Origin of the sequence: Bradyrhizobium sp. CSA207, from assembly GCF_029051685.1 — a bacterium.
Classification (GTDB): domain Bacteria; phylum Pseudomonadota; class Alphaproteobacteria; order Rhizobiales; family Xanthobacteraceae; genus Bradyrhizobium.
The window spans coordinates 76,867-86,801 of record NZ_JAACFT010000014.1 but is presented as its reverse complement, the minus strand read 5'-3'; the positions used below and the strand labels follow the sequence as shown (position 1 = coordinate 86,801).

Genomic DNA, 9,935 nt, shown 5'->3' with positions numbered 1-9,935 from the left:
CGAGTTTGTCAGCGCGCGCTAAGCAGCCTGCTCGGCGTCTTCGCCGTCTTCGCGCTTCTTATTGATTAAATTCAACAGATGGGCCGCTGCCCTCGCGTCAGATAGTGCTCGATGGTGATTCTCAAGCTCGATGTCGTAGATTGTGCACAGCTTCCCTAGGCCGTACGATTTGTGCCCGGGATATCGACGCCGCATGCCCACGCAAGTGCACAGCTTCGGAAAGCGGAAGCGCCGTTCGAGCCGCTCGTACTCGCAGGACAGGAAGCCGTAGTCGAAGTTTACGTTGTGGGCGACAAAGATGCTGTCGCCCATAAACGCCATAAAACTGTCGGCGACTTCGTGGAACACCGGCGCATCCCGAACCATCTGGTTGGTGATGCCGGTCAGTTCGACGATCTTCGCAGGGATCGGTCGCTGCGGATTGACAAGAGAGTGCCACTCGTCGACCACCTGATGGTTACGAACCTTGACCGCTCCGATTTCAGTGATGCGATCACCGGACGACCAGGCTCCCGTGGTTTCGACGTCGACGACTACATAGTCCTGCTCAGGGTCGAACCTATAGTCCACGCGACCGATCCCGGCCGGGATGCCGGCGTTCTCCAGTTGGCCTAGACGGGTCAGTTGGTTACGGCGTAGGGCGTCGCCTTCCGTCTTGACCTCGACGAATGACACCTTGCCGTCGCGCACGTGCATCAGGTCGGGGAAGCCGTCCCGCATGCCGCGGAAGTCGTCGCACATCGCCCGAACAATCTCGGCCAAGCCGTCCGCGCCGGCGCCTTCGAGCAAGGCACGCAGTGCGTCCATCTGCACGTGGTCCCAAGCGAAGATTCCGTTGGGCCGGCCCCATCTGGCGGTCACAGTGCGCAAGACAATCGGAAGCGCATTACCGGATCTGACCGCGGCGAGCTTGCCGTCGATCTGCGAGGCGAACCGCTGATAGAAGGTCCGGTCGCGGAGGCAATGTGGGACCCAGTCGAAACCGCTGTGAAGTTGGGCGGACTCGAAAAGCTCATCCCAGAACAGCAACCCAAACAGCGTATGCCAGAGCCTGTTCTCCGCGAAGTAGACTTGCCCGCCCTGGCGCCGCAGCACGCCGGCGACGCCTGCCTCGGGATTACCGCGATGAGTGTCGTCGACAACAATCGTCAGCCCCGATCGCAGCAACTCGGTGCACAGACCTGTCCGCCGTCCGCCGAACTTCCGCGCGTAGAAGTCCGTCGCGAAGAGATGCTCGTCATCGCTTTCGGGATCGTCGATCATGTCCCGCAGCAGATTCTCAGCCGCCTCCTTGTCGCCCTTCGCGTACAACAACCGGACGAGGCGCTCGCGGCAATCTGCCGAGCCGCCAAAACGATAAAGCCGTTCGGCTAGATCTTTGTTGCCCTGCTTCTCGTAGAACTGCCCGACCTGACACGCGGCGCGGGCTGCAAGGTCGGCGGCGTATTCGGTCGTCCGCGGGGGTCCATCCAGGATCGCCGCGACCGCTTGTTGAAAGATGTCGGCGGAACGGACCTCGATGCGATCCAGCACTTGGCTGTAGTGAAAGCACGCATGCGCTTCGTCGGCATCGGCGAAGCGAGCACTGAACGACGTCTCCCTGTTGGTGCGCAGGACGCCGAGATCGCGCAGAGCGAAGTTCTTGAGGTTGTCCGCCGTCTTCCCGAAATAGAGGTACAGTAGGAAGTCGATCGGTCGTGTGTTGTCGAGCGCTATGAATCCGCCGGCGCCGGAATGCTTTGCGGCAAGATCGAATGGAATCGCGGCGACGAAGAAGTCGGCCAGCACCGGCTTCGACCATGAGGTACGGACGTCGCGGCCGAACCCCGCCGCACGGGCGCCGTCGAGAAGCGCGGTCTTCGGCAGGCAAAGTACGAAGGCAGAATAGTCTTCGGCACGCAGGCCGCGCGCATGGCCACACTCGATCAAATCGCGAGCCGCGGTTTCAAGGTCGGTTATCTCGGGGTACTTGAAGAGCGCGCGATTGAAGATCACCCCTCGCCGGTTGACCATCCGGATGAGGAGACATTGCGCATCCTTCGAAAGGCCGCGAAAGCGCGCGGTGAACGAGCGATGCTCGTCGGTGAGGATTTCGCCATACGTCTTCTCCACGAAATGGAGCATTTCGACGAAGTGGTCGAGATAGTAGTGGACCGGCAACGTGTTAGGCTTCATTGCGCGCCGGGTTCCCATCAATTCTGGTCGACGAATCTGTTCTCAATGACCAGCCAAGTACGGTTTTGTCGTTCCTTTTTTGTTCTGGCAACTCTATTTGTCAAGAGTCCGCGCGGCGCAGCACAATCGCAGCGCGGAAGCCGAAATGCGCGCCATTCTGGAGGCCGCCGTGCGTCCCGAAGGCCGGCTGCGGCTCGGCACCGCCCTTTCGGAGATGAGCCGGAAGATTGGCCTTACCAATGCCGATGTCGAAGGCACTCGAACATGGCCGCGACGCGCGTCCCGCTGAGCCGATGTGCTTCGAATGATCCTGCTCGATACCAATGTGGTCTCCGAGGCGATGAAGCCCGCCCCCTACCCATCGGTCCGTGACTGGCTCGACGCCCAGGCGGCCGAGACGGTGTTTCTCTCCAGCGTCACCTGAGCACAGAACGACCAGTTTGCAGTGGGTGGCATTCGACCTGGCGACCCCCAAGCGGTAATCTGGATGAACCGCGTCATCGGATAGTGTCATGGGTGTTTCTGAGCACGAAAAGCTCACAATCAAAGAATTTTTCGATGCCATCTCTGGTGTCGAGGGCCACTACGAACTCGTAGCCGGCGTAGCCTACGCCATGGCCGATGCGAATGAAGCGCACAACGTCATCTGCAGCAACGTTCAAACGGTGTTCGTCCCCGCTGGAAAGCACAAGGGATGGCGCACCACATCAAGCAACACGGCCGTGCAAACCGGGCCGACTACAATCCGATATCCGGACGTCGTGGTGGATTCCGGCCCGGCCAATGCAGCGGCAATGACGGCCTCGAGACCGACTATCATCGCAGAGGTTTCCTCGCCGGGCACGGCCGTCTTCGATTGCGGGACCAAGCTACGCGAATACCAGGGGGTGGCAAGCGTCGATACAGTGATGCAAATCGAGTCGGGAATTGCCCTCGTCAAAGTTCACAGACGGCACAAGAGTGGAACCTGGACTGAGGAAACAATCGAAGAGTTTGACGTCGCGATCCCCTCCCGTCGTTGGCAACGTTCATCACGCTGAACGAGATCTACGATACGCTTGAGGTGAGACCTCGGACGCGTCTCAAAGTCTTTAGAAACGATCACGGCCACCGGTTTTGATCGGGTTAATTGCGCTGGACGCCAAGCTGAGATCTGCACTGCAGGCGGCTTAGGCGCGGCGCCGTACGCCTCGACACGGTGGAATCTGACGGCGCCGCCTTCCGCTCCTGACTTCCTGAAGTAAGCCGGCATCCAGGATGGACTTTCGATATTCACACGCGGCCGGTCGCTGCTACGGGGCCGAATTAGAGCGGTGATGTCGAAGGATGAAGGCGCGTATCGAGCGCGAACGCTTCCTGAAGGTGCTGCTGGTACGCGCCTTTCGCCCTGGTCGCGTCGAAGATCAGATTCCAGCTGTGATTGGACACCACACTTGGGATCACGACGAATTTGTGCTTGGCCAAGAGCGCATCACCGAACGCCTGCTGGCCCGCGCCTGGGATTCCCGGTCGCAGCCAATTGGCGTTCGGAACGTCGGCAGCGCGAACCATTTGAACGTCGGACACGTCGGCGATATGAAGCGCGGTCAGTACGTGCGGCAGAGAGTCGAGCGCTTTGAAGCCTTTGTGAACCGCCACTTCGAGGATCGCGGTCGCTGGATCAATCCACGACGCGAACGCCTTTGCTGTTCCACCGGCCGCCGACCTGGAATGCGCCTTCGCCACTGTCCCAGGTCGACGCAAAGCGCGCCTGATCGAGGCGCCAAGCGATGAGCTTGCCGCCTCCCAATGGCTCTAAAGGCGTCATGCATACACGCCATATGCGAGGCGTGTGAGGTACTGTTCAACGAGTTCGATGCCCGCCGGAGTGGCAAGCAGGTCGATCGGGCGGCGCTGTTCAAGACCGATGGCCGGACGCTCGAGCCACTGCTCTGCCTCTTCCTGGGAACCGAACACGTCCGTGGCCTTGGCCAGGATTTCGGCAAACTTCCAGGTCCGCCCACTTTGCTCCTGGCTGAGCGGCTTGTCCGGAGCGTCCTTGCGTCGCTGAAAGGTGCGAAGGCTCATTCCGAAGGCTTTTTCCAGCGAGTCCGTTTGAATGAAGAGGAGGTGACTGACGAAGTGGGTCAGCGCGGAGCCTGGCAGTCCGTCCAGCAGCAGTTCGTGGGCGTCGAGGGTGCTTGCGATGCGGCGCGACAGGATGCGCGGCCCGCCGAGCAAATCGGCCACCTTCTGCAGATCATTGCCTAGCTCCTTTGGAGCCGGTTTCTCGGCTGCAGCAGTCATAGTAGCCCTCATTCATACCCAAGACGTGCTCTCCAAAAGATGCGGGTCCTTCGGAATAGTGAGCTTCCGACTGAGGCACGACGCCAGCACCTCGTCAAGGAAGCCGTTGGCAGACGGCGATCTAACGTAGCGCAAGTCAGACTTAACGGACTGCACGAACTGGTCGTAGCTGTGCCAGCCCTGCCAAGTTGGTCTAAACCAGTCTTCCTTGTCGTCGAGCACGTTGATAATACCTTCGGTCATGCCTCGCTCCCTCGCACGGTGATAGTATGCCCTAACAGGCGCTGATCAAGCCACGAACTTAGAAGAGGAGAGTCGGATGGGTAACCCAGCACACTATAGCCGCGAAGTCCCAAGCCGATGTTTGCAACTCATCGACGGCCTTTGGCCGTATGTGGAGGGGGTCTTTCAGTCGGACCGGCGCGACCTCGGCCCTCTCACCAGCACATTTTTGATTTCGATGTCGTATCCAATCGTCAATTTACCGATTGAGAGGATCGAACGGCACAGTTCTAAGCAAGACCAAGGGTATGCCGACGATAGGCATGTTGACCCACACCTCGCGGCCACGGTCTGGCGAGATCTAGGGGGGCAGAAGTTGGAGGACGCTCCCTTCTTTGCGCCAGACGTGTGGAGCTATTGCCAATCCGAGGTGTTCAACATCTCGAGCGGTTTACCGGAGCAATATGCTGAAATACTAGCTTCGCCGCTGGCCCACGCCAGCGCTGGCGATCTGGAGACTTCAAAATGGTGCAGCGCTCTAAGGAACGCGCTGGCCCATGGTGGGATCGCTTACCTCAATGGCAACGGTCGCTATGCCTATGAAGCTCCAGTGAGCATGTATCTGTTTGTTAGTGGACGCTATCGCAAAGAGAAGGAGGAGGATCGACCGGTGCTGGTCGGGCTCAATCTCCTGAGAATTAAGGAAACCGACTACCGAAATTTCCTCCGAAGCTGGGTAAATTGGCTGCAGGTTTCCAAGATTGAAGCAACTCTAGATGATGCCGCCTAGTCAAATCTCGGAAATGCAAGTCGCTGCTTTCAAGAAGGTCGAAGACGCCCGTACACGCCGGGAGTTCTGGTGGCCCCTGCCTAGGCCCTCCGGAATATTATGTTGAAGCGGATCTGCCTTAACCCAGCAACGAAAATCCATCGCCCAGAACCGTTCGGGTCAGCAGTCCTCGGTGCAGCCGGGTGTTCCGCGCATTACAGGAGGTCTCGAGGACCAGCAAGCAGGCATGACAAGCCGCCCCCTGCAAACGGGTACCCGCAACATCTCCGATTGCGTGCGGCGGTCGCAACATGCGCTGAACGGCTTCGTGATGGTGATCGTCGGGTGCGCGCCATTCCCAGGCGGCCTTTCGTTTCGGTCTGTGACGCTTCTCGCGTCCACCCGCTGCGACGGTCGCCATCGCGATCGGGCTCTTCGCGGGCCCGCGGCGGCTGCCTCTGAGACCTATTCGGCTGACGCGGCGCACAAACGCTATACCCCTTGCCTGAAATAGTTGGCGGCGCCCCTTGGCATCAGCGCAGAACGGTGTATGTCCAGCCGCCCATTCACAATTGGAGTCTTCAGATGAAGCCCTCACGCAAGTATCGCGCCTTCCTTCAAGAGCCGACCATCCGCAACGTATTTACGACGACCCTCCAATACGGCGCCGTGCCGTTTCATGTTTTCGTTCCGCTGGTCCGCGCTCGATTCGGTAATCCCACCCGCGCGGAGCGCCAGACTCTCGGCAAAGAAATCCGTCGGGCAGCCGAGGCGTTCGGATTCCGCCATAGGCGTACCGGCGTCCGGCCTGCGAAGCCTATTGTCGGAGCCGGTTCTTCGTATCTTTGATACTCTCCGCATCGTGGCCGAATGGTCGAGGCGCTGTTCAGAGCCTCACAAACGGCCAACCAACCGATCAGTCGGCGTGAGGCCGGTGGGTGAGCTTGTGGTTCGGAGCAGGCAAGCCCATCGGCTTGTAGAAACAGCCCACCATTAGCACTGGGGTGCCTCGACTTGCGATTTCGATCAGCCGGGCATGCTCCGGACTGTCGTTCAAGTTCTCGGTCACGTGAGCTAGTCCTTTGTTCGTCACTTGAAAGACTGCGAATAGCGCATTCTCAGCTTCACCGCTCGGGCCGGGATAGCGGCCTGCGGCGTCAGCAGGACTCACCTTTTTGAGCGGCGCGCCGGACGATGTGTTGAAGTCTTCTATCCCAATGTCGGTTGAGCGACGCTTCTTGATGTTGCCGAGCCTGCCGTTCTTGTCGCACAACCCCAGAAACTCCAGCAGCGCACGGCAGTGCATCATCCCGGCTTCGATGCAGGGATTTGTGAAGCCGTGTAGAGTGCCTTCGACCACCAACTTGTCGCTCGCATAGAGCGTCATGGGAGCCGCGCCCCACCTGGTGTTGAGGTTGAGCGCCAAGTTGAGCGTTTCAACTGCATGCATGCGATACGGAAGCAGTTCATTCAGAAGGTGATCACGATCCATCTTTAATCTTCTCAACGAGGTCGTTAGGTCGGCCCACTGAGGTCGCCCCCGGTGGGACTTCCTCGTGCCCCCTTCGTTCCGGTGCCGCTTGGTTCAGGCTAGGTCAACTCCTGCCGCAGACGGGCGACCAGAACCGTCTTTGCGCGGCCAGCGCGCGCGTTCATACGACGGAGTTCGTCGCCGTCAGAGAATATCAGCAGGCAAGCGGCAACGTGATGTTCCGATCGTTCACGCCGCAGCGCACGGCGCAGATCAAAACTCAAGGTCGACGTCTTTCGCGACCCGGCCTTTGCGACGGATGAGTCTCGTGCCGAAGTCATCTTCGAGCGCCACCTCCGCCAGCGCGTACTCGATAAGCTCGGTGTCGGACGTTATGCCGGATTTTTTCTTCGCGGCTGCCACCAGATCTCGCCAAACGCGGCCGCCGATCCGACGGCTTTCGCCACCGAGCAGACCAAGTTTCCGTGCCGCTTCCAAGACCGCACGCCGCCTGACGTTCGGCTGTACCGGTACGCTTGGACTGTCGCGGGTCGACTTCAAAATGATAGATCTCCTGCTCGGAAAATAGAGATTTGGTCAACGGGTTCAACGTCCTTATGGCCCAAAAAGACGTCAACATTTCCCGGCCTGACGAACAACTCGAAAAACAAGCTGCCGAACCTAGGGGAGTCAAGGATGAGTTTGCGGGATCACCTCAAAAGACTCCGATGGAGACACGATCACAGCGGTTTCGGCAAATTCGGTGGCCCAATCGCCCGTGTCCACGTTCCCCCTGATCGCAGTGACGGGGGCAATTCTCCGCAGCGCGGTGATGATCTCGGGATCGCCGATGTCGCCGCCGTGAATGATGTGATCGACATGGGCCAGCATGCGCAGAGCCTCCGGCCTAAGCAGGCCGTGCGCACCCGAGACGATGCCGATGAAGGTCATCAAAGCGTCCAGTCGAAGCACCTTAATCACGCGTTGAGCCGCAACTTCCTGATGCACCACCGGTGCCCCGGACACAACCGACTAAGCCGACTTCCGCCGCTGGCCCGTCATGGGTTTCTTCGCCGCTGCTTCCTTCGCCGGCTTCTTGCCTTGGATCGGCATCAACATCTCTTTCTGGCCCGCCGCCACCTTGCGCGGCTTCTTGGCGGGCTCTGCTGCCTTCGCCGGCGCCGCCTCCCGACCGACGCTCTGCCGCAGCGCCTCCATCAGATCGACCACGTTTTCGCCTTTGGGCCGCTCCTTCGGGCGGATGGTCTTGCCTGCGCGCTTCTGGTTGATCAGGTCGACCAGCGCGGTCTCGTAATGATCCTCGAATTTCTCGGGGTCGAACGTGCCCGTCTTCTGGTTGACGATGTGCCTTGCGAGGTCGAGCATGTCCTTGGTGACTTTGACGTCCTGGATCTCGTCGAAGTACTCCTGCTCGGAGCGGACCTCGTAGGGGTAGCGCAGCAGCGTACCGACGAGACCCTTCTCCAACGGCTCGAGCGCGATAATGTGCTCGCGGTTGGTGAGAACCACGCGGCCGATCGCCACCTTGTCCATCTCCCGGATGGTCTCCCTGATCACCGCGAAGGCGTCGTGACCGACCTTGCCGTCGGGACGCAGGTAGTACGGACGGATCAGATAGCGCGGATCGATGTCGGCCTTGTCGACGAACTCGTCGATCTCGATGGTTCGCGTCGACTCCAGAGCTAGCTCCTCAAGCTCTTCCTTCGTGACCTCGATGTACTGCCCTTTGTCGAGCTCGTAGCCCTTAACGATGTCCTCGTTCGCGACCTCGTCACCGGTATCGGCGTCGACCTTCACGTACTTGATCCGGTGACCGGTCGCTCGATTGAGCTGATTGAACGAGATCTTTTCGGATTCCGATGTCGCCGGGTAGAGAGCCACCGGACAGGTGACGAGCGACAGACGCAAGAAGCCTTTCCAGTTGGCTCTCGGGGCCATGTTACGCAGAACTCCAGTTCGGGACGGCTCGGACTCAAGACGAACGGGAGGGCATGGTTCCGACAGCATGGACGGGCCCACAAGAGATATTTTTCACGTCGGCTATCGACTCTTTCGTTCCTGTTATGTTCTATGGAGCATGACTGGACCGACCCGCGACCTGGCGCATGCCGAACCCGAAGGAGATGGATAAGATGGCCGCTCTCGTCGGCAGAAACGTGCCTCGGGAGCCCGAATTGGCTCCGGAAGCTGATCTGCCGCCGGAATACTGGCAGGCGCTTCTGGACGACCCTCGCGCAGAGAGCAGGTCGGGCCCCTCCGGAGGGGCGCTGCGGCTGAGCCAAATTCCTCAACATATTCTGAGGGTGGGGTGCCGGCGCTGCGCCAGGGTCGTCGAGATTCAGAAGGTCGATGGCGTCCGCCTCGATGGTCGGGAGACGCTCTGGAAGGATGTCGGGCGGCGACTCTTGGAGAATACCTGCACGCAGCGGACCGGGCGCCACGAGGAAGACGGCTGCTGGCCTGCGTTCGAGTAGTCGCCGGCGCGGCCGGAACTGGATGCTGCCATGGCACCGAAACATCACCCGACGCCCCTCAGCGGCGGCGACCGCAAGGCGCTCACCAAGGAATTGGGGAGGGCGCGCACGATGACGACGATTCTCGCTGGCCAGTCTGCCGAAGCCCGCGCCAAGGGCGAGACCCTCATCCGACAGGCCGACAAGCTGCTCTGCGAATCGTGGAATGAGAGGATGTGGGCCGACGGAGGACCGATCGACCCATCGCCGACGATCGACCAAGCCATAAACGGCAGCTATTCCTGGCTCGAAATCGAATGCTCGCGCTGCAAGATGAAGCGGGACGTCGTTATGGCCGCGCTACGCCATCCGCCGACAACTTTCGTGCATGACCTGGCGAGCCGGCTTCGATGCAGCAAATGCGCCAAGGCGAATCGCCGCCCGGCGGCGACGCTGCTACAGTTGACGCAACGCCCGCGGCACACCGATGACGAGAAGCCGCCGCACAAGGACTCGAAACACGGATCCGACGCATGAC

At 60.1% G+C, this 9,935-nt stretch carries 11 protein-coding genes and 4 pseudogenes; 7 read left to right on the top strand and 8 right to left on the bottom strand.

Going from position 1 to position 9,935, the window contains the following annotated elements; all coding sequences use genetic code 11:
- Nucleotides 1–18: 18 nt before the first annotated feature.
- On the bottom strand, nt 19–2,175 hold the full coding sequence (locus GWG65_RS17565; protein WP_275196806.1) for an exonuclease domain-containing protein: 2,157 nt from the start codon (nt 2,173–2,175) through the stop codon (nt 19–21).
- Nucleotides 2,176–2,254: 79 nt separating this feature from the next.
- Here GWG65_RS17565 and GWG65_RS17560 point away from each other — a divergent pair.
- From GWG65_RS17560 to GWG65_RS17550, 3 genes and pseudogenes are all read left to right on the top strand, one after another.
- Nucleotides 2,255–2,483, top strand: a pseudogene (locus tag GWG65_RS17560) (plasmid stabilization protein).
- Nucleotides 2,480–2,596, top strand: a pseudogene (locus GWG65_RS17555) (VapC toxin family PIN domain ribonuclease); the annotation flags it as partial. The pseudogenes GWG65_RS17560 and GWG65_RS17555, both read left to right, overlap by 4 nt.
- A 91-nt stretch (nt 2,597–2,687) precedes the next feature.
- Entirely contained in the window at nt 2,688–3,215 is a 528-nt protein-coding gene (locus GWG65_RS17550; RefSeq protein WP_275196805.1) for a Uma2 family endonuclease, read from the top strand.
- 265 nt (nt 3,216–3,480) lie between these two features.
- Here the strand turns inward: GWG65_RS17550 and GWG65_RS17545 are convergent.
- The 3 genes and pseudogenes from GWG65_RS17545 to GWG65_RS17535 all read right to left on the bottom strand — a co-directional run bounded on the left by GWG65_RS17545 (nt 3,481) and on the right by GWG65_RS17535 (nt 4,704).
- A pseudogene (locus GWG65_RS17545) lies at nt 3,481–3,982 on the bottom strand (RES domain-containing protein).
- Nucleotides 3,979–4,461 carry an antitoxin Xre/MbcA/ParS toxin-binding domain-containing protein gene (locus GWG65_RS17540; RefSeq protein WP_275196804.1) on the bottom strand — a complete coding sequence of 161 codons (483 nt, stop codon included), beginning with the start codon at nt 4,459–4,461 and terminating at the stop codon, nt 3,979–3,981. The pseudogene GWG65_RS17545 and the gene GWG65_RS17540 overlap by 4 nt, the downstream one beginning before the upstream one ends.
- A gap of 12 nt (nt 4,462–4,473) precedes the next feature.
- Nucleotides 4,474–4,704, bottom strand: a complete 231-nt coding sequence (locus tag GWG65_RS17535) for a hypothetical protein (RefSeq protein WP_275196803.1) — start codon at nt 4,702–4,704, stop codon at nt 4,474–4,476.
- Nucleotides 4,705–4,780: 76 nt separating this feature from the next.
- Here GWG65_RS17535 and GWG65_RS17530 point away from each other — a divergent pair, with 76 nt between their 5' ends.
- Both GWG65_RS17530 and GWG65_RS17525 read left to right on the top strand, forming a co-directional pair.
- Nucleotides 4,781–5,473 carry a hypothetical protein gene (locus tag GWG65_RS17530; protein ID WP_275196802.1) on the top strand — a complete coding sequence of 231 codons (693 nt, stop codon included), beginning with the start codon at nt 4,781–4,783 and terminating at the stop codon, nt 5,471–5,473.
- Nucleotides 5,474–6,037: 564 nt separating this feature from the next.
- Nucleotides 6,038–6,301, top strand: a complete 264-nt coding sequence (locus tag GWG65_RS17525) for a hypothetical protein (protein ID WP_275196801.1) — start codon at nt 6,038–6,040, stop codon at nt 6,299–6,301.
- Nucleotides 6,302–6,368: 67 nt separating this feature from the next.
- On the opposite strand, the gene GWG65_RS17520 is transcribed toward GWG65_RS17525, so the two are convergent.
- The 4 genes and pseudogenes from GWG65_RS17520 to GWG65_RS17505 all read right to left on the bottom strand — a co-directional run bounded on the left by GWG65_RS17520 (nt 6,369) and on the right by GWG65_RS17505 (nt 8,882).
- Entirely contained in the window at nt 6,369–6,944 is a 576-nt protein-coding gene (locus tag GWG65_RS17520) for a hypothetical protein (RefSeq protein ID WP_275196800.1), read from the bottom strand.
- Nucleotides 6,945–7,196: 252 nt separating this feature from the next.
- Nucleotides 7,197–7,484 (bottom strand): hypothetical protein, encoded by a 288-nt coding sequence (locus GWG65_RS17515; protein ID WP_275196799.1) that lies wholly within the window; start codon nt 7,482–7,484, stop codon nt 7,197–7,199.
- A gap of 177 nt (nt 7,485–7,661) precedes the next feature.
- Nucleotides 7,662–7,874, bottom strand: a pseudogene (locus GWG65_RS17510) (metallophosphoesterase family protein); the annotation flags it as partial.
- A gap of 81 nt (nt 7,875–7,955) precedes the next feature.
- Nucleotides 7,956–8,882 carry a Ku protein gene (locus tag GWG65_RS17505; RefSeq protein WP_275196798.1) on the bottom strand — a complete coding sequence of 309 codons (927 nt, stop codon included), beginning with the start codon at nt 8,880–8,882 and terminating at the stop codon, nt 7,956–7,958.
- A gap of 194 nt (nt 8,883–9,076) precedes the next feature.
- Between GWG65_RS17505 and GWG65_RS17500 the strand changes: the two genes are divergently transcribed.
- Together GWG65_RS17500 and GWG65_RS17495 are read left to right on the top strand one after the other, a co-directional pair.
- On the top strand, nt 9,077–9,418 hold the full coding sequence (locus tag GWG65_RS17500) for a hypothetical protein (protein ID WP_275196797.1): 342 nt from the start codon (nt 9,077–9,079) through the stop codon (nt 9,416–9,418).
- A 30-nt stretch (nt 9,419–9,448) separates the two neighbouring features.
- Nucleotides 9,449–9,934 carry a hypothetical protein gene (locus GWG65_RS17495; protein WP_275196796.1) on the top strand — a complete coding sequence of 162 codons (486 nt, stop codon included), beginning with the start codon at nt 9,449–9,451 and terminating at the stop codon, nt 9,932–9,934.
- Nucleotide 9,935: the final 1 nt, after the last annotated feature.